The organism is Microbulbifer guangxiensis (genome assembly GCF_021729075.1).
GTDB classification, from domain to species: domain Bacteria; phylum Pseudomonadota; class Gammaproteobacteria; order Pseudomonadales; family Cellvibrionaceae; genus Microbulbifer; species Microbulbifer guangxiensis.
Genome location: NZ_JAJSAQ010000001.1, coordinates 115,544 through 133,896, shown reverse-complemented (window position 1 = coordinate 133,896; position 18,353 = coordinate 115,544). Strand labels below are relative to the sequence as shown.

At 60.2% G+C, this 18,353-nt stretch carries 17 protein-coding genes; 9 read left to right on the top strand and 8 right to left on the bottom strand.

The window, feature by feature from the left end; genetic code table 11:
• The first annotated feature begins 103 nt into the window (after positions 1-103).
• Positions 104-388: a hypothetical protein gene (locus tag LVD12_RS00585; RefSeq protein WP_237064822.1), complete on the top strand. Its 285-nt coding sequence runs from the start codon at positions 104-106 to the stop codon at positions 386-388.
• A 52-nt stretch (positions 389-440) separates the two neighbouring features.
• Here LVD12_RS00585 and prpB read toward each other — a convergent pair whose 3' ends face one another.
• Both prpB and LVD12_RS00575 read right to left on the bottom strand, forming a co-directional pair.
• Positions 441-1,319, bottom strand: a complete 879-nt coding sequence (gene prpB, locus LVD12_RS00580) for a methylisocitrate lyase (RefSeq protein WP_237064821.1) — start codon at positions 1,317-1,319, stop codon at positions 441-443.
• A gap of 3 nt (positions 1,320-1,322) precedes the next feature.
• Complete coding sequence (locus tag LVD12_RS00575) at positions 1,323-2,003, bottom strand: GntR family transcriptional regulator (RefSeq protein ID WP_237064820.1); 681 nt, start codon at positions 2,001-2,003, stop codon at positions 1,323-1,325.
• A gap of 301 nt (positions 2,004-2,304) precedes the next feature.
• On the opposite strand from LVD12_RS00575, the gene LVD12_RS00570 reads away from it, so the two are divergent.
• A complete protein-coding gene (locus LVD12_RS00570) occupies positions 2,305-2,832 on the top strand; it encodes a DUF2062 domain-containing protein (protein WP_237064818.1) in 528 nt (175 codons plus the stop codon).
• A 10-nt stretch (positions 2,833-2,842) separates the two neighbouring features.
• On the opposite strand, the gene LVD12_RS00565 is transcribed toward LVD12_RS00570, so the two are convergent.
• From LVD12_RS00565 to LVD12_RS00545, 5 genes are all read right to left on the bottom strand, one after another.
• On the bottom strand, positions 2,843-3,079 hold the full coding sequence (locus LVD12_RS00565; protein WP_237064815.1) for a DUF7661 family protein: 237 nt from the start codon (positions 3,077-3,079) through the stop codon (positions 2,843-2,845).
• Between the two features lie 16 nt (positions 3,080-3,095).
• On the bottom strand, positions 3,096-4,358 hold the full coding sequence (locus LVD12_RS00560; RefSeq protein WP_237064814.1) for a lipoprotein-releasing ABC transporter permease subunit: 1,263 nt from the start codon (positions 4,356-4,358) through the stop codon (positions 3,096-3,098).
• Entirely contained in the window at positions 4,351-5,106 is a 756-nt protein-coding gene (lolD, locus tag LVD12_RS00555) for a lipoprotein-releasing ABC transporter ATP-binding protein LolD (protein WP_237064813.1), read from the bottom strand. The genes LVD12_RS00560 and lolD overlap by 8 nt, the downstream gene beginning before the upstream one ends.
• 67 nt (positions 5,107-5,173) lie before the next feature.
• Positions 5,174-6,415, bottom strand: a complete 1,242-nt coding sequence (locus LVD12_RS00550) for a lipoprotein-releasing ABC transporter permease subunit (protein WP_237064812.1) — start codon at positions 6,413-6,415, stop codon at positions 5,174-5,176.
• Positions 6,416-6,499: 84 nt separating this feature from the next.
• A complete protein-coding gene (locus LVD12_RS00545) occupies positions 6,500-8,131 on the bottom strand; it encodes an alpha/beta hydrolase (protein ID WP_237064811.1) in 1,632 nt (543 codons plus the stop codon).
• 179 nt (positions 8,132-8,310) lie between these two features.
• Here LVD12_RS00545 and LVD12_RS00540 point away from each other — a divergent pair, with 179 nt between their 5' ends.
• A complete protein-coding gene (locus tag LVD12_RS00540) occupies positions 8,311-8,604 on the top strand; it encodes a hypothetical protein (protein ID WP_237064810.1) in 294 nt (97 codons plus the stop codon).
• A gap of 73 nt (positions 8,605-8,677) precedes the next feature.
• On the opposite strand, the gene LVD12_RS00535 is transcribed toward LVD12_RS00540, so the two are convergent.
• On the bottom strand, positions 8,678-9,373 hold the full coding sequence (locus LVD12_RS00535; protein WP_237064809.1) for a TetR/AcrR family transcriptional regulator: 696 nt from the start codon (positions 9,371-9,373) through the stop codon (positions 8,678-8,680).
• Positions 9,374-9,507: 134 nt separating this feature from the next.
• Here LVD12_RS00535 and LVD12_RS00530 point away from each other — a divergent pair, with 134 nt between their 5' ends.
• From LVD12_RS00530 to LVD12_RS00505, 6 genes are all read left to right on the top strand, one after another.
• Entirely contained in the window at positions 9,508-11,001 is a 1,494-nt protein-coding gene (locus LVD12_RS00530) for a sodium:solute symporter family protein (protein WP_237064808.1), read from the top strand.
• A 135-nt stretch (positions 11,002-11,136) separates the two neighbouring features.
• Positions 11,137-13,377 (top strand): TonB-dependent receptor, encoded by a 2,241-nt coding sequence (locus tag LVD12_RS00525; protein ID WP_237064807.1) that lies wholly within the window; start codon positions 11,137-11,139, stop codon positions 13,375-13,377.
• A 56-nt stretch (positions 13,378-13,433) separates the two neighbouring features.
• Positions 13,434-14,309: an alpha/beta fold hydrolase gene (locus tag LVD12_RS00520; RefSeq protein WP_237064805.1), complete on the top strand. Its 876-nt coding sequence runs from the start codon at positions 13,434-13,436 to the stop codon at positions 14,307-14,309.
• Complete coding sequence (locus tag LVD12_RS00515; RefSeq protein ID WP_237064803.1) at positions 14,309-15,562, top strand: thiolase C-terminal domain-containing protein; 1,254 nt, start codon at positions 14,309-14,311, stop codon at positions 15,560-15,562. The genes LVD12_RS00520 and LVD12_RS00515 overlap by 1 nt, the downstream gene beginning before the upstream one ends.
• Before the next feature lie 24 nt (positions 15,563-15,586).
• A complete protein-coding gene (locus tag LVD12_RS00510) occupies positions 15,587-17,230 on the top strand; it encodes an AMP-binding protein (protein ID WP_237064801.1) in 1,644 nt (547 codons plus the stop codon).
• Between the two features lie 115 nt (positions 17,231-17,345).
• Positions 17,346-18,353, top strand: a complete 1,008-nt coding sequence (locus LVD12_RS00505; RefSeq protein WP_237064798.1) for an extracellular catalytic domain type 1 short-chain-length polyhydroxyalkanoate depolymerase — start codon at positions 17,346-17,348, stop codon at positions 18,351-18,353.

Below are 18,353 nucleotides of genomic sequence, written 5' to 3'. Positions count from 1 at the left end.
CGATTGGGTTCAAACACATTTTCACTTCGTCATGCCGGACCTGATCCGGTATCTAGTGCTGAGGCTTTGATTACCTCCACTGTGGATCCCGGCCTGCGCCGGGATGACGGTTAGTACAAATACGTTTTCCCGTCGTCATGCCGGACCTGATCCGGTATCCAGTGCTGAGGCTTTGATTAGCTCCGCTCTGGATCCCGGCCTGCGCCGGGATGACGGTCTGTACAAATACGTTTCCCTTCGTCATGCCGGACCTGATCCGGCATCCAGTGCTGAAGCTTTGATCGCCTCCGCTCTGGATCCCGGCCTGCGCCGGGATGACGATTGGGTTCAAACACATTTTCACTTCGTCATGCCGGACCTGATCCGGCATCCAGTGTTGAGGCTTTGATCGCCTCCGCTCTGGTTCCTGGCCTGCGCCGGGATGACGATGGGTGGACTAATTACTTCTTGAACAAGGCGTCGAGTTTGTCTTCAAACTCGTGGTAGTTCAGGTAGTCATACAGTTCCGCACGGGTCTGCATGGTGTCTACTACCGCCTGCTGGTCGCCGTTCTCCAGAATACTGGTGTACACGTTCTCAGCAGCCTTGTTCATGGCCCGGAAAGCAGACAGTGGGTAAAGAACCATGTCAGCGCCGGACTCAGCCAGTTCTGCCTTGTTGTAAAGTTTGGTTTTGCCGAATTCGGTGATGTTGGCGAGGATGGGCACGTTCAGTGCGTCTTTGAAAGCGCGATAGTGCTCAAGCTCGGTCACAGCCTCGGCAAAGATACCGTCGGCACCTGCCTCGATGCAGGCCTGGGCGCGCTCGATCGCCGCATCCAGTCCTTCCTGGGCGAACGCATCGGTGCGGGCCATGATGAAGAAGTCATCGTCGGTCCGTGCATCCACCGCCGCCTTGATCCGGTCGACCATCTCCTCTTTGGAAACGATCTCCTTGTTCGGGCGATGTCCACAGCGCTTCTGGGCCACCTGGTCCTCGATGTGTACCGCGGCGGCACCGGCGCGGATCATTTCCTTGATGGTACGCGCGATATTGAACGCCCCACCCCATCCGGTATCGATGTCCACCAGCAGCGGCAACTCACTGGCGGCGGTGATACGGCGCACGTCCTCAAGCACATTGTCGAGACTGGTCATGCCCAGGTCCGGAAGACCGTAGGAGGCATTGGCGACGCCGGCACCGGACAGGTAAATTGCCTTGTGACCAATGCGCTCGGCCATGATGGCACTGTAGGCATTGATGGTGCCCACCACCTGCAGTGGCTTGTTCTCGGTGAGTGCGCGACGGAAACGTCCACCGGCGGTAAGTTTCTGACTCATGGATTACCTCAGCTTTTTCTCGATGTTCTGACGCGAGGCGCGGATATGCCTGCGCATGAGGATTTCGGCCAGCTCGCCGTCGCCGGCTTCAATGGCCTCGATGATATGACTGTGTTCGTTGAAAGCCCGCTTGGCCCGGGGACTGGCCATGCCCAGCTGGTAGCGGTACATGCGCACCCGGTAATAGAGGCGGTTGCAGAGCGTGTCGATCAGCAGGTCGTTGCCGGAGGCCTGCACGATACGGAAGTGAAAGTCGAAATCCCCCTCGGGCTGGAAATAGGCTCGCCCGGCCTGCAGCTCTTCCTGCTGCTCGTGACGCGCCAGCATCTTCCGCAGCGCCTTCAGGTCTTCATCCGTCCGCTCCAGGGCCGCCAGACGGCAGGCCATTCCCTCGAGGGCTTCGCGCACATCGTATAGCTCGAGCAGGCCCCGTTCGGTGAGATCGACAACCCGGGCGCCCACATTCACCCGCCGCTCCAGAAGCCCCAGAGACTCGAGTCGCATCAGCGCCTCGCGCAGGCTGCCGCGACTGGCATTGAAGCGGCGCGCCAGCTCCGGCTCACTGACCTTGCTGCCCGCGGGAATGCGCCCTTCCACAATCTCACCCCGCAGGGTCAGAAACAGGCGCTCGGCCAGGCTCAGGTTGCTTTCGGGCAGCTCCGGCTGCCGCTCCTTCAGATCCATGCGGTACTCTCAACGTCAGGATTGTCGACAATCTAATGATCGAAGAAGCGGAATGCAAGGTTTTTCCACATGCTGACAGGGTCGCCAGATGCCAATTGTTGACATTGTTGCTGGAATCGCGACTTGAAGTGGAGCGGTAGTCTTAAAAGCCCGTTGCAGGCATAATAGCGCCCGCGCGGGCTCCAGCCGTGCCCCGCTGCCTTGAGCACTCTATGCTTTTTGATGGGTGACTGAACCGCACGGTGGTGCGGAGAAAGTCCGCACAAAGTCTATGGCTGCCGGTATCCGGATTATTTGAGTTATGCCGAAGAGTATCATCAGGCGCTGGCTGCCGACTCCCGATCAGGTTCGCGCCAACAAGGGCCTGAGATTTTTCGGCAGCCTGCTCCACGATCCCAACCTCTTCCATCTGAACAGGCACTCCGTGTCCGTCGCCTTTGCTGTGGGCGTCTTCACCAGCTTCCTCCCCCTGCCCGGGCAGATGGTCATTGCTGCCCTGCTGGCGCTGTGGTTCCGCTGTAACCTGCCACTGTCCATGATCCTCGTGTGGATCAGCAACCCGGTCACCATGCCGGCCATCTTCTATTCCACCTACAAACTCGGCGCCTGGATCCTCGGCACGCCGCCGCTGGACTTCAAGCTGGAACTGTCCTGGGAGTGGTTGACCGGAGAGGTGGGGAAAATCTGGCTGCCGCTGTTCTTCGGCTCGCTACTGGCCGGCATATTCTTCGCCGCCGTGTCCTACTTCGCCATGCAGGGACTGTGGCGGTGGCACGTGGTGAAACGCTGGAAGATGCGGATCGCGCAACGGCAATCCGCTATCGGTTGAAAAGTCAGCCTTAAGAAACCTGATCTCTATTCACAAGCCGAACCTGCCTGTCTGGGGCCGCGTACTCGTGGTACCAGTCATCGAGAAAAGTCGGCAGCTCCTCTGCGCTCAAGTCCGGTGGGATTGCCAGCCCTGGCTCCGGGCGCGACCGCCCTTCCCCCTTGCGATAGACCCGCCACCCCTGAGCCTCACGCACCAGGAGCAGGGTAAAGCGGCCGTAGATATCGAATTCAAGGCGCTCGGCCATCGTGCTCACCTACTACCTACTGCTCATTCCGCAGTGCTGCCGCCGGCTGCACGCGGCTCGCCTGCAGGGCAGGATAAAGTGTGGCAACGAGACTGAGGACAAAACCGGCCCCAACCACCAGCGCTACATCGCCCCACTGCAGCTCTGAGGGCAGGTAGTCCACCGGGTAGACGTCGGACTTCAGGAACTGGATACCGAACAGGGACTCCAGCCCCGACACCAGGTCAGTGACCGTCAGGGAGCCCAGCACGCCGAGGATGCCACCAACCACGGCGCCGACCAGCCCCACCAGGGCCCCCTGACTGACGAATGTCAGCAGGATTTCGCGGGTACTCGCCCCCATGGTGCGGAGGATGGCGATATCGCTGTGCTTGTCGATCACCACCATCACCAGGGTCGAAACCACATTGAAGGCGGCGATGGCGATGATCAGTAACACCAGCAGGCCGACCAGGTTTCGGGACATCTGGATCGCCTGGTAGAGGTTGCCGTGGGTGCTGCTCCAGTCGGTGCCGTAGAAGTTCTGCGCCGGTAACTCGTTCACCAGATCCCGCAGGACAAAATAGGAACCCAGCATATCGTGGAGGCGCAACTGGACCCCGGCTCCCGCGCCACCGCCGGCGAGGTACTGTGCCCGGGACCAGTCCACCAGCGCCAGTGAATGATCCAGTGCCGTGCCCGAATGAAACACGTCCACTACCTGGAACCCGGAGATTCGTGCGGCCCGGCGGGCACCGTCGTCACTTTCGCTACTGGGCACGATCAGCGACACATACCCGCCCGGCCCGACGCCAAGCTTTTCGGCAACGCCCTGTCCAAGGATCACCGTCGGCTCCCCGGACGATTTCAGCGCGGCCAGGCTCTCGGGTTCGAGGAAGCGACCGATATTGGAGACCTCAACAATGGTCTCGGGATTGACCCCCTGCACCAGCAGCGGGGTGACTTCCCGCCCCTTGCGGGCCAGTGCGTTGACCTGCCAGACCTCTGCCGCCGCCACCACTTCGGGACGGGCAGCCAGCTGCTGCCGCAGGGCCGGCCAGTCCATGTCTTCACTGGCGTTGTAGATGGTGGCGTGGGGCATGATGCCAAGAATGCGCTCCCGCAGCTCCCGGTCGAAGCCATTCATGACCGACATCACGACGATCATCAGCGCCACACCCAGGATCAGGCCGACCATGGAGAGGCCGGAAATAAACGAGACCAGTCCGGCCGAGTCCTCACCGCGGCGCTGGGCGCCGGCATAGCGCAGGCCGATAAAGGCAGGCAGGGGCTTAAACATGGTCACCCTGATGCCAGTCGCGCTGAAGCCTGCCATCAACCAGGTGCAGGCAGCGATCCAGTGAGGCCGCCAGGTCCGGGTCGTGGGTGACGATGACGAAGCTGATACCCAGCTCTCGATTCAGCCGGTCCATCAGCTTGTGGATTTCCCCGGCCGTGGCCCGGTCCAGGTTACCCGTAGGCTCATCCATCAGCACGCAGGCCGGTCGCGTAACCAGTGCGCGGGCAATGGCAACCCGCTGGCGCTCGCCACCTGACAACTGGGCCGGCTTGTGGGTCAGGCGCTCGCCAAGCCCGACCGCACGCAGCATCTCCGCGGCCTCCGTCCTGGCATCAGATACAGAGTGCTTGCCGATAAGCAGCGGCATGGCCACGTTTTCAAGCGCAGAGAACTCACCCAGCAGGTGGTGGAACTGGTAGACAAACCCGAGGCTGCTGTTGCGCAGCCAGCCACGCTCATTGGCATTCAGGGTGGCCAGATCCTTTCCGGCAACCCGGACCTCTCCGGACGATGGGGTGTCGAGACCACCAAGCAGGTTGAGCAATGTCGACTTGCCGGAGCCGGAGGCACCGACGATCGCCAGCCGCTCGCCCTTGGTCACCTGCAGGTCCACCCCGCACAGTACATGCAGGTCCTTGCCGCCCTGCCGGTAATCCTTTCTCAGCCCGTGACAGGCCAAAACCACTTCGCGCTGGCCCGCCACCTCACCGGGGGATTCGGCAGTTTTCAGTTCCACTTCGCTATTCATCTATATCCCGGTTTCCCGATTATTCGTTGCTTTTTATGGCACTCGTTTTATGACGCTCGTTCGCGATTCACTCGTAACGGAGTGCTTCCGCGGGCTGGATCTGCGAGGCTCTCCAGGCCGGGAACAGCGTCGCCAGCAGGCTCATCAGAATAGCGGCCGTCAATACGATGACCGCGTCCGCAGTGCGGAATTCGGACGGCAGGAAGCTGACAAAGAACACGCGCGGATCGAAAATCTTCGCACCCAGCAGGTTCTCCACCCAGCTCACCATCTCCGTCAGGTTGAAGGCGATCAGCGTGCCGATGACGGCGCCGCTCACCGCACCGATGATGCCGATCGCACTGCCCTGCACCACGAACACCGACATGATCTGACGCGAGGTCAGGCCCAGGGTGCGCAACACGGCGATGTCCGAGCGCTTGTCGGCCACCATCAGCACCAGCGCGGAAACGATATTGAATGCTGCCACCGCGACAATAATCATCAGCATCAGCGTGACGACGGTCTTCTCCATCTTCACCGCCTGGAAAAGGCTGCCCTGGGACTGGCTCCAGTCCTCGCCGGAAAAGCCCTCGCCCAGCCCCTCCGCATAGGTTGGCACGCGACCGAGGGCGTTATTCATATCGTCAAAACGCAGCTGCAATCCCTGGACCTTCCCCGGCATTCGCAGCAAACGGGCGGCGTCCTCGATGTTCACCAGCGCCACGCCCTGGTCTACCTGGGCACCGACCGAAAAAATACCGGCAACGGTAAAGCGCTTGGTGCGGGGGAAGATTCCCGCCGGGGTAACGACCACCTCCGGTAGGGTCAGGACGACGCTGTCACCAACAATGGCATTCAGTTGCCGGGCGAGAATCCGCCCAAGCACGATGTTGTAACTGCGCGGCTGCAATGCGTCGAGGGAGCCGCTGACCATATGCTCCCCCACCGTGGACACGTCCCGCAGCGCCACCGGATCGACCCCCTGGAACTCCACTCCATGGCTGGAGCCACCCGCCCCCAGCAGGGCAAAGCCTTTCACGAACGGACTGGCCGCCTCGACATGGGGTTGCTGCCGCAGGGATCGGGCGATGCCCTGCCAATCTTCCAGTCCACCTGCCCGCTCGACGAAACCGTGGGGTACCACGCTGAGGATGCGGGTCTTGAGTTCGCGATCAAAACCGTTCATCACCGACGTGACAACGATCAGGGCCATGACGCCCAGGGCCATCCCCAGTAGCGAGAAGCCGTTGATAAAGGAAATGAACTGCTGACGGCGGCGTGCAGCCACGTAGCGCAGTCCGATATAGAGGGGAACAGGTTTTAGCATAGAGGCGATTTAAGCGGAAAAACGCCAATAAATCCAAGCATTTGGGCAGATTCCTCTGGAGTGACAGGCTTTGGGCCGCAAATCTCAGCGCGGGTTCCGCTGTGCCAGTTTTTCCCGTACCCGGTCTAGCTCCTCTTCCGTCCAGCCCTCCGGCTCGGTCAGGGCCAGCCAGGCATCGAGATAATCCGCCGGCGCATAGCTATGGCCGAACCCTTCCGGTGCGATACCGGCATGCATGTCGGCCGCCAGCTGGAGCATGGTCACTATCGGATACCATTGAAGATCCGGCGAGACATCCGGCCCACGGGGCTTGCCCATCCACGCTGGCTTGCGCAGTGCCGCCTCCGGCTCGAAAAAGACAATGGGATCACTGGCGTGCTGGAGGTACGCGATGCGGAAGCTTCCCCAAGGGACACTTCCCCGCTCATAGCCGCCACGCTGGTTGCCGAAGCGGATTACCGCGCCGTCGCGAAACAGTGGCAGCCAGGCCGGTGAACCGGGGTCCCGGTTCCTGGTGACGTCCCGCCAGGTATCGCTCCGGAACGGCGGGCCGGTCCAAAGGGCCCCCTGAAAGGGGTTATCGATGATGTCATACAGATCAAACGAGCGATCGGAATTGAGCGCCCCGAGGCTGAGACCGAACAGGTACAACCTTGGCCTGGCGTCCCGGGGCAGCTGGCGCCAGTAACCGTAAACCTCCCGGAACAGTGCCCTGGCCGTCTCCACGCCATAGGCCCCCTCGGTCATCAGCGCAATCGGGCTCGGCAGATAGGAGTACTGCGCCGCCACACTGGCGATGTCGCCCCGATGCAGGAACTCCACGGAATTGATGCCGCCCGGATCCACCCACCCGGTACCCGTCGGCGTGATCAGCACCAGCACGGAGCGATCGAAGCCGCCGACTCTTTTCAGCTCCTCAAGAGCAAGTGCAGCGCGCTCTTCAGGCGTCTCAGCGGCGTTGAGACCGACGTAGACCCGAATCGGCTCCTGTGCTTCGCCGCTGACCTCCGCAATTTCATCAGCGGTCGGCCCCAGCGCCAGGTAGCGGCGCCCCTGATGCCCCATGGTCTGCCATTCCACCAGGGAGCCGGGTCCGCCAGGCTTCCAGGACTGTTTCGGCGCAGGCAGGTCCGGTTCCATTCTTGCATCGAGCTTGCGGTAGGTTGCATCTGTGGCTCGCAACGCTGCAGACAGAACCACATCGTCGGTAATCGCCCAGAAAACGGTTACGGCAGCGAGCAGGCCGAACAGGATGGAAAGGCGTCGCGGGACACGCTCCTCAAGACTGGCGGCAAGAAACCGAAAGGTGCGTCGGAACAACCTCGCCAACCCGAGGACAACCAGAAACACCAAAACCGCAATCAGCGCGATCGTGACCGGCCTGACGCCGGAGACCGGTTCCATCCCCATCTGGCTTCGCACCGAATTCTGCCAACCGGTGGCCTGCCACAGAAACCCAAGTAGCAGTAACAGGCAGATCGCTACAGCCACCCAGTGCAGCCGCTGCCGCAGCTTTCCCGCAGGCACCGGTAATTCCAGCGCAGACCAGAGCCAGGACAGAAAACATCCCACGCCATACCCCGCTGCCAGTGAAAAGCCGGAGATGGCGCCCTGCACCACATCCGTGCGTGGTATGAGCGACGGGGTCAGAGAAAAGGCAAAGAAGCAGGCCCCGAAAAGCAGCCCCAGTGTGGATAGTGAGAGTACCCGTCGCATTCCATACCGCCTCATTTGTCGGGAGTTACGCCTGCCCAAAGTATAGAGACCAGGGCATTGCGGACCTCTAACCATCCATTCCGCTGCCCACGGAAAACGTGATACATTCCAGAAACTGGCGCGCCACTTCTGCTTTAATGGCTGCCACTTTGAGAAAAAGTAATCCCGGAGAGGAACCCATGCGCAAGTCCACCTTCCAACTGCTGGCCCCCGCTGCCTTTGCCGCCCTGCTTGGCACCAGTGTCGCCTGCGCAGAGGAACTAGAAATTCCCGTGGGCGAACAGGGAAAGGAAACCTATATCGAAAACATCCGGGGCCTGAAGAAAGATGAGGTGAGCGCGCGTCTCGGGGAGCCCCTCGGCATTCAGGGGCCGGTAGGCGATCCCGCCATCACCCGCTGGGAGTACCAGGATTTTTATGTGTATTTCGAGTGGGACACGGTGCTGCACACGGTGCGCAAGCCACAGGGCTGAACATCGCACAACTCACGATAACACCACATATCCCTGAGGCCGCTGCCGCAAGTCCCGGCGCGGCCGACCTCAGCTAGCCCTTCCCAGCAATACAAACCTGCCGAAAGCCCGCAGCCATAAACGGGATCATCCGGTCATAGGCGGACTTGAAGTCGTGGGACTCACAGGCTCCCCCCGAGAGGATGTCGATCCGCCCGGTGTCGGCGAAGGTGAGTGACAGGGCACCGGAAAGGTTGTGATAGCACCAGAAGATATCCCTGGCGGGGGCGTCGGGGAAGCATCGCTGCATGGCAGCGGTGAACTCCCGCACCAGCTTGTCGAAATGCTTGCCGATCATTTTCTTACCCCAGACCGGCGAGTTGTTGACGTAGGCAATCAGTGCGCAGTAGTTACGCCAGCCCCGATCCTCGCTTTCCTGCGCGATCTCCAGCGGTCGCAGGAAAGCCTCGATGACCTTCTCGATGGAAGGCGGGTTCGGCGCCGCCTCTTCCTCTGCACTGCGCAATGCATCCAGGCGCGCCTTGTTGAGGATCTCGCCGCGGCGCCTCAATACCGCATCAAACAGCTGTAATTTCGGGCCAAAGTAATAGCTGGTCAGAGCCACGTCGACCCCTGCCTGACGGGCGATCTGACGCAGCGTCACCCCGTCGAACCCGGAGGTGGCAAACAATTCTTCCGCGGCGTCGAGAATCTTCTCGCGGCGCTCCTGGGTTCTTGGCGAGGCGTCCGCGCCCCTGCCCGACTTCGAATCCACGGTAACTTCGGCCATTGATCTGCCCAATCCCCATAGAGTGCGACAGAATACTGCACCCCTTGACACTTCAACAAGCGTTGAATCTAATCATCCGAACGCCCCCGCATTCGCGGATCATCTAATGGCCATAACAATAATTGGGGTGAGCGATGAGTGCCGAACTATTCAAATACCTGTGCCTGGCAGCTTACGGTCTGGCAACACTGTGGCTTTCCTGGATCGGGATGCGCAAGACCCGCGATATCCGCGGCTTTGCCATCGGCAACCGGGATATGAACCCCTATCTGATCGGCATCACTACCGCCGCCTCAGTGGCCTCGACCGCAACCTTTGTCATCAATCCCGGCTTCGTCTACGTGCACGGCCTCTCGGCTTTCATTCATTATGCCGTGGCCGGCGGTGGCGGGATCATCACTGCGCTGCTGGTGCTCACCCGGCGCTTCCGCGCCCTGGGCGAAGATGGCGGCGCCATCACGGTGCCGGACTGGATCTACAGGCGCTACCAGAGTAGATCGCTCGCCCTGTTTTTCGCCCTGATCAACCTGATGTCCCTTGCCTTCGTGGTGCTGATTCTCGTGGGTTGCAGCCTGTTGCTCGCACAACTGTTCCCTGTCAGCCAACAGACTGCGCTGGTGCTCATCGCCCTGTTCGTATTCAGTTACGTGTTGATGGGTGGCACCTACGCACACGCCTACACCAACACATTGCAAGGCGTCATGATGCTGGCAATCTCCCTGCTGATCTTTGCTACCGGCTGGCACTACTTTGACGGCGCCCCCATCACAGCACTCAAATCGGTCAGCACGGATTGGGCGGCCTGGGCCAATCCCGGCAGTGAACTCTATTTCAGTTTCTTCTCGGTTTTCGGCAGCGGCTTCCTGATCACTTTTGCCCTGATGCTGCAGCCCCACATCCTTACCAAGATGCTGTACCTGAAAGGGGATGGCGATGTCGGGCGTTTTGTCGGGACCACAGCGGTGGCCATTGTCTGCTTCATGCTGATGCTGTTTGTCGGCTTTTACGCGCGCCTGAGCGGGCTCGAGGTCCCGCAACAGGACGCTGTGGTGGCGAGCTATATCGCTGCGGAATTTAGCACCAGTACCTCGGGCCAGTACCTGCTCGCCTTTATCGGCATCACCCTCCTGGCCGCGGGTATGTCGACCCTCGACGGCATCCTGGTGGCGCTGTCGGCAATGGTGGTCCGGGATATTTACCAACCCCTTTCAGGAGGACGCCCGTTCCGGGAGGGGCGTGGACTCATGCTGTCGAGGATCGTGCTGGTGGTCATCGGGGTCAGCGCCGTGTGGATGGCCTATGATCCACCGGAGCTTGTCGGGCTTTTCGCCCAGAAAGGCGTCTATGGGCTTGGGGCTGCCTCACTGGTACCGGTGCTGTTCGGTATCCTGTGGAAGGACGCCGCGCCTGCCTGGCAGGTTGGCAGTGCTGCCTTCATCGCCCTTGCCGCCCACCTGCTATTCACGTTCGTGGCGGGCATATCCAATCCATCCATTTCCGCCGCCTACGGCATTCTGATCTCGGTAGCCTGGTTCCTCGCGGTACAACTATGGCGTGTCGCAGGAGCTTCCCGAGGGGTTTCCATCGCAGGTGGCGCGCAATCCAGCACAGATTTCAACACTCGATGAATTTCAGGCTTGACAGCTCAACAGTTGATGAGTTTCCCTTAAAGTGAATTCAACAACTGTTGAGTTTCAGCGGCGGCAAGCCGTACTCACCGCCCTGCTCAATAACGATAAAAAGCGATGAAAGAGGGTTTACCCGTGAGCAAGTCAAAACACCATTTCCTGCAGCCTCTCGCTGCAGCCGTGGGCATCAGCTTCACCCTGGGCGCCGTCGCCCAGGAATCCGAAAATACCGGTGCACTCGAAGAGGTTGTGGTCACCGCGCGCAAGCAGGCTGAAAACCTGCAGAAGGTGCCTGTCGCCGTCACCGCCCTGAGCGAATCGCAAATGCAGGAGCTGGGCATCACGCGCCTGGACCAGGTTGCCAAGCAGACGCCCAACGTAACCCTGGAAGCCAGCCGCGCCACCAACTCGACCCTGACCGCCTATATCCGTGGCGTCGGTCAGCAGGATCCGCTGTGGGGGTTTGAACCCGGCGTGGGTGTCTACATCGACGACATCTACTTTGCCCGTCCGCAGGCCGCACTGCTGGATGTCTATGATGTTGCGCGTATCGAGGTCCTGCGCGGCCCACAGGGCTCCCTGTACGGCAAAAACACTATCGGTGGCGCCATCAAGTATGTGACCAAGAGCGTTCGTGACAGCTCCCCCCTGTCCGTCAAGGCAGCGGTTGGCAGCTATAACCAGCGCGATCTGAAAGTCTCCGCCAACACCGAGGTTATTGCCGACAAGCTCTGGGTCGGCGGTGCCGTAGCCAGCCTCAACCGCGACGGCTTTGGCGAATATCTTGGCCCCGTCAATGAAGGCGAAGAGAATTACAACAAAGATTCCCTCGCTTATCGGCTCTCCGCCGAGGCACAACCCACGGATAATTTTTCCGTGCGCCTCGACATGGACAAAACCAGTGATGATTCCAACAATCGCGGCGGCTACCGCATCTCTGATGAATTCGTCACCGGCGCCGCGCCACTGAACAATGTTTTCGACACCCGCTCCGGTATCGATCCGAGCCAGAAAGTAGAAAACGAAGGTGCATCCCTGACCCTGACCTGGGATATGTCGGACTCAATGACACTGAAGTCCATCACTGCCCAGCGCGAGGGCAGCACCCTGACCAGTATCGACTTTGACACCCAGCAACTAAGCCTGGTGGAGGCGCCACAGACCCGCTATACCGACGAACAGTTCAGCCAGGAACTGCAGTTGACATACAGTGGCGATCGTTTCAGCGGCGTTGCCGGTCTCTACTATTTCGATGGTGAAGCCACCGGTGCTTTTGATCTCGATGTATTCAAGTCGCTCTTTGCCGACGGCGCGGGTAACCCACTGATAGGCACCCGCACTATTGGTGGCGTGAGTACCAAGAGCACCGCGCTCTATGCCCAGGGCACCTATGCCATCAACGAGCAGTGGTCGGCGACGGTTGGTGGCCGCTATACCAAGGATGAAAAGTCTACTGACTCCTTCTTCTCTTCCTATAACGCTACGGCTGGAATCGGCGACTTCAACAACCAGCTGGTTGCCTCAGACTTCACCCGTAATCCGGAGTGGAGCGAATTCTCTCCGCGTGTGGGACTGGAGTATGACGTCAACCAGGACGTGATGTTGTTTGCCTCTTTTGCTGAGGGCTTCAAGAGCGGTGGCGTCGACCCGCGTGCCAACCTGTTGGGCAACCCCAACTCCGGCGATCCCTTCGATCCGGAAACTGTCGGCACCATTGAACTCGGCATGAAGAGCCAGTTGCTGGATGGTCGCCTGCGACTCAATGTAACCCTGTTCAACAACGATTATGATGACCAGCAGGTAACTACCAGTATCCTGATCGACAGCGATGGCGACGGCAATGCCGAGAGCTTCGCCGGCCAGGTCGTCAATGCCGGTAAGGCCAGCGCGCAGGGTCTTGAGATTGAGTCCATCGCAGCGCTCACAGACAACCTGCGGGTGAATTTCACCTACGGCTACATCGATGCGGAGATCGAGGAATTCATTACCATCGACCCTGCCACCCTGGCCCCGATCAATATTGCCGATCAGCGCGTGGTCTCGAACACCCCGGAAAATACGGTCAACCTGGGGATCTCCTATGACATGGAGGCATTTGGCGGGCTGCTGATGCTGAACACCAACGCCTCTTACCGCAGTGATATCTACCTGTTTGAAACGGCATCGCCCATCGACCAGGAGGGTTATACCGTGGTCGATGCCAATGCCCTCTGGACCAGTGCCGGTGAGCGCTGGACAGTGGGTTTACACGGTAAGAACCTGGCCGACGAGGAGTACCGGGTGGCCGGCTACAACTTCCCGACACTCGCCAACAGCATCATCGGCTACTACGGCGACCCGAGAATGATCACGGCTTCTCTCTCCTATCAGTTCTGATCATTCATCTGCTTGCGCGGGGGTCACACCCCGCGCGTTTTTGAGGTACCCGATCCATGACCATGTATCGTGAAATTCGCTATAACAGCGCCGATGGCCTGACCCTGTATGCCCGGGATTACGTTCGTCCGTCCACCGAACAGGCACCTCTAGTCCTCTGCCTGCACGGGCTCACACGCAACTCAGCCGATTTTGAAGACATTGCCCTGCACCTGGCGGAAAAATATCGAGTGGTCGTACCAGACCAGCGCGGCCGTGGCCTGTCCGACTGGGACAGCAATTCCGCCCGCTACCAGTTGCCCACTTATGTGGCCGATACGTTCAGCCTCCTCCGGCACCTGGATATCGCTGAGGCAAGCATCATCGGCACCTCCATGGGCGGTTTGATGGCGCTGCTGATGCACAGCAGCCAGCCAGAGCTGATTAAAGCCGTGGTATTGAATGACGTAGGGCCTGAAATCCACCCCGCCGGCCTGGCGCGGATTCGCGGCTATGTGGGGAAAACCAGGCCAGCCGAAAACTGGCCCGATGCCATCGCTACGGTGGAGCAACTGAACCGTGTTGCCTTCCCGGACTATAACGAGGAAGACTGGGTGCGGATGGCAAAGCGGCTCTATCACGAAGACAACAACGGAGTACCGGTCCTCGCCTACGACCCGGCACTGGCGGCACCGATGGAGCAGGATGTCAGCACTGCCGTGCCACCGGACCTGTGGCCGCTGTTTGAAGGGCTGGGGGAAACTCCGGCACTCGCCTTGCGGGGGTCCCTATCCGACATTCTCTCTGCAGACTGCTTCACTGCCATGCAACGGCGACTGCCAGGACTGAAGGCAGTGACGATTCCGCAGCGCGGTCACGCCCCGGACCTCAGTGAGCCCGAATCGATTGGAGCCATTGACCGCTTCCTCAATGCCCATACGGGGGAGCATTGATGCAACCGGACACCGTACTAATCACTGGCGGCGGCCACACCCGTTTTGGCGCACACAGCCAGCGAGACCAAGTGACCGGTGATCGCAGTGACAGCTATCCACTGGAACAGATGCTCGCAGACGCTACCGAAGAAGCCCTGATGGAAGCCGGTCTCGAGGCCAGTGCCATCGACAGTGTTTTTGTCGGTAGCTGCTCCCCCGGCGCTTTTGCCCAACAGGAGTTACTCGGGCCATTGGTTCTGCAGCAGCAACCCGGGCTGCGTTTCAAGGCGGTGCATCAATCTACCGCTGCCTGCGCCTCATCCTCCATGGCACTGCACGCAGCCGCAGACGCCCTGCAGTCCGGTCGCATTCGCACCGCGCTGGTATTGGGCATTGAAAAGATGACACTGCTCAGCACCCCAGCGGTTACCGAAATACTCGGCCGTTGCTCCTACTGGCCTGAGGAATCCGCCCGAGACATCACCTTCCCGGGACTTTTTGCCAGGCTCGGGGATAGCTACCGGCAACGACATGGCATCAGCACAGAGCGGTATCGCGAAATGCTTGCCACCGTCGCCGCCATGAATTATCGCCGCGGCATTCACAATCCCCTGGCGCAATTTGGCCCCGGCAGCCTCCCTCAAACCGCAGGGCTGCTCTCGGCCCAGGCCATTCTCGACCTTCCGCAAGAAAAGAATCCGGTCATCGCAGCCCCGCTCCACCTGCACGACTGCTCCCCTATCAGCGATGGGGCAGTGGCACTGGTACTGGTGCGTGCCGACAGCGGCCTGAAAGACGCCACCTCTGTGGCACTGCGCGGGCGCGCCATCTCAACAGACTACCTGCCACTGTCGCGACGACCTGCCCTGCACAAACTGGAAGGGGCCTACGACTCGGCCAGCAGAGCCTACCGGGAGTCAGGCATTACCCAGGCCGACCTGGATCTGGTGGAGGTCCACGATTGCTTTACCAGCAATCAGCTACTTTGCATCGAAGCCCTGGGGCTGAGTGACGAGGGCTGCGCCGGCGAGGATTATCTTGCCGGGGAGTATGGCGAGGATGCCCGCTGCCAGATCAATCTCTCCGGTGGATTGAAGTCCAAGGGACACCCCGTCGGCGCGACCGGGGCTTCAATGCACTACTTCGCCTACCGGCAGCTGATCGGCCGCCCGGTGGGTACGGCCCACCCGGGCAACCCGGAACTGGCGGCGGTGCTGAATATTGGCGGCAGTGGTGTCGTCAACTGCACCACCGTTCTCCAGGCTGTATGAACATCAAAGTGCAGGATAAGAATAATGACATTGCATCCGCTCAGAGACATGGAACGCTGGACTACCCCCCAGGTGTTGGCCCACTGGGCCAGAACGACAGCGGATAAAACCGCGATCACGTTTATCGACGGACCGAGTCTCACTTACGGAGACATCCACCAACGCTCGCTGCAGATCGCTTCAGGCCTTCGCAATGCGGGCATTGAGCCGGGAACAAAGGTGGCCACCCTGCTCCCCAACGGATTGGAGTTCTGCGAAACCTGGTGGGGTTGCCACCAGGCCGATGCTGTCCTGGTGGGGCTGAACACCGAACTGCTGGGGAGCTTTCTGGTCCACGCGCTGAACCTCAGCGAAGCCAGGGTCCTGGTCTGCAGCCCAGGGCAGCTGGAGAAAATCTTCCCGGTAATCACTCAACTGGACACTCTGGAGCGGATCTTTGTTACCGGTACTGTCCCGGCCGATGCACAAAATCGCCTGGACATCCCCCTCGATCACTTCGAGCGCTTGCGTGGCGAGGTTACGGAAGCACCGGTATCGCAGGCGACCTTTCAGGATCTGGCAGGGTTGATGTTCACCTCTGGCACCACAGGCCCCTCCAAGGCCGTGATGATGCCCCATGCCCATTGCTACCTGTACGGACTCGGCACCATCGACAATCTGGAATTCCGCCAGGACGACACTTACTACATCAACATGCCACTGTTTCACTGCAACGCCCTGTTCATGCAGCTTTATGCCTGCCTGATCAATGGTGCCACCGCAGTCATTCGTGAAAAATTCAGTGCCTCGCGCTGGCTGGCCGACATCCGGGAGCACCGCGCTACCCACACCAACCTGCTTGGCGTGATGACTGAGTTTGTGGACCAGCAACCCGGGGTCGCCGATGAGCGCGAACATCAGCTTCGGGTCATTGCCGCAGCGCCGGCAGCGCCGACCTTCATCGAGCGCTTTCAGCGCCGCTTCGGTGTCCGCATGATCGAGCTGTATGGCATGTCCGAAGTCAACATTCCCCTGTTCACGCCACTGGCTGCACCCCGCCCCAGCAGCTGCGGCAAGCCCTATGAGCGCTACTTCGAGGTGCGAATCGCCGACCCGGCGACGGACCTGCCTGTTCCAGCCGGAGAGGTTGGCGAAATCCAGGTGCGCCCCAGAGTCTCGGCCGGATTCATGAGCGGCTACTACCGGATGCCGGAAAAAACACTGGAGGCGTGGAAAAACCTGTGGTTCCACACCGGGGACGCCGGCCGCATGGATGCAGATGGCTACTTCTACTTTGTCGATCGCCTGAAAGACTGCATCCGCCGGCGCGGCGAGAACATTTCATCCTTCGAAGTGGAGACTGCCCTGCTGAGTTATCCCGGTATCCAGGAGTGTGCGGTCATTGCCGTACCCGCAGATATCGAGGGCGGGGAGGACGAGGTCATGGCGATTATCGTCAGCGACAAGCATCTTGACCCTGCCGCGATCCTCGAACACTGCACGGAAAACATTCCCCGCTATGCGATTCCCCGGTACCTGCGCTTCGCCAAAACCGGGGATTTACCGCGCACCTCGACCAACAAGATCAGGAAAGTAGAACTCAGGGCCCAGGGAGTCACCGCCGAAACCTGTGACCTTCAGAGTGCCGGCAAAGCACCTGCAGGTACTTTGTCAGGGACCCTGAGCTGAGCCCCTACAGTGTTCAGACCAAAGGTGGAGTGCCATAAGCCTGTTGGCTCTGGTAGATTTGCCGGGAAATCTCTTCAACATACTCCCGGGTAAATCACCTATAAGGGTACAAACAATGACCAATATCCGCGCAAAGGTCCTGGCACCTGTCTTCGCGCTACTCTCAATGGCATCCCACGGCGCCCTCGCGGGCTCCTGGACCGAGGAGCGAGAGTTTGCGGGAGAGCTGGACACTTTTCTGTATGTTCCGTCCAGTGAGCCACGTATCGGCTCTGGTCGAGCGCTGATGGTGAGCCTCCACGGCTGTGTGCAGCGCAATGACACCATCCGCGAGTCGGGCAACTGGGAGGCCGTGGCGGAGGAGTACGGCATGGTCGTGGCGGTACCGCAGGCATCTGGTGAGGGCTCCTTCGGCTTTCTCGGGTGCTGGAACTTTCATGAGGGGCCCGAGGCCAGTCGCACCGAGAGTGACCAGGCGTACCTGATCGCCATGGTCGAGGAGCTACTGGGCGACGAATCCCTCAACATCGACCCGGCGCAGGTCTACCTCACGGGTCTCTCCTCTGGTGGTGGCATCGCCAACCAGCTGTGGTGCATGGCCCCGGAGATCTTTGCCGGTGTCGGTGTCAGTGCTGGCCCTACACCCGGCTCCAAAGGTGACAAGGCAGACCTGGGCTCACCTTCCGTCTCTATCGAGCAGGGCAAGCAGTACTGCCTGAACTATGCCGCACAGTCCGGAAAGGAGCCCCTGGCAGAACTTCTCAATACACAGCTGTGGAACAGTGTGCATGGCTCCGAGGACGGCATCGTTGTACCGGCCCATGCCGAACGGAGTGCGGGCATCGCGCGCACGGTTTATGCCGACTTTGCCGAGATCAATGACTGTAATGCCCAGGCCAAACCAGACCTCGAAAATGCCCAAATCTCCCAGTGGTGTGACGCCAAGGGACCAAGGGTTTCAAGCTTGCTGGTTTCGGGAATGGGCCATGCATGGCCGGCAGGTGAAGGGGTCGAAGGGTTCTTCGTGGACGGGAAGCACGTGAACTATCCGGCCTGGATTACCGAGTGGTTCTTCGCCAACAACCGTCGGGTGCAGCGAGACACTTCGGCCCAGGCCCAGTAG